Source organism: Arthrobacter sp. JCM 19049, from assembly GCF_001310435.1.
In genome coordinates this window covers 1-805 of sequence record NZ_BAXF01000774.1, presented here as the reverse complement: position 1 = coordinate 805, position 805 = coordinate 1, and the positions used below count along the sequence as shown (strand labels likewise).

Genomic DNA, 805 nt, shown 5'->3' with positions numbered 1-805 from the left:
CCAGGCGCGTCGCCTGGCTGGGCCGGTGCTCGCCGTGGGCGCCGGGGATCGCGTCCCCGTGGGGATGCTGCGCGGAAAGCCCAGCCGTTCGTCCAGGGCGTTGATGAAACGTTCGGAGACCGTGTGCTCCAGGCGTTCGGCCTCATCGTGCACCTCGTCCCACCCGTAGCCCAGTTCGCGGCTCAGGAAGGTCTCCAGCAGCCGGTGGCGGCGCACCACGTTCAGCGCGGCCGCCCGCCCGGACTGGCTGAGACTGATCGCCCCGCGCGGGACAAAATCCACCAGGTGCTTCGCCGCGAGCTTGCGCACCATGGCGGTCACCGAGGCGGGGGACAGGCCCAGCTGGTCGGCCAGCTCACCGGTGCCGATCGGGTGCGAATCCCATTCGGACAGCGCGTAGAGCGCCTTGAGGTAGTCCTCCTCGCTGGTGGTCAGCCGGCCCGGATTGGAAGAATGGGGCACGTCAGCCGCGCAGGTAGGGCAGGATCTGATCATGCAGCAGGCCGTTGGTGGCCAGCGCGTTGCCGCTGCCGCAGCCCTCCACCCCGGTGATCGAGGTGAAGCGTCCGCCCGCTTCACGCACCACCGGGACCAGGGCGGCCATGTCGTAAAGCTCCAGCTCCGGCTCGAACGCGGCGTCCACCCCGCCCTCGGCCAGCAGCATGTAACTGTAGAAGTCCCCGTAGGCGCGGGTGCGCCAGGCCGCGTCGAACAGTTCCATCAGCTTTTCGCGGCGGCCCAGTTCACGCCAGCCATCCAGCGAGGCGTAGGACACCGAGGCATCGGCGAGGCTGGAGACCCAGGA

At 69.4% G+C, this 805-nt stretch carries 2 protein-coding genes; both read right to left on the bottom strand.

The features are described 5' to 3' along the window. On the bottom strand, positions 1-462 hold a 462-nt coding region (locus JCM19049_RS16160), incomplete at its 3' end, for a metal-dependent transcriptional regulator (RefSeq protein WP_279403429.1). A gap of 1 nt (position 463) precedes the next feature. Further along, positions 464-805: inositol monophosphatase family protein (locus tag JCM19049_RS16155; protein ID WP_279403428.1), on the bottom strand; the 342-nt coding region annotated here is incomplete at its 5' end.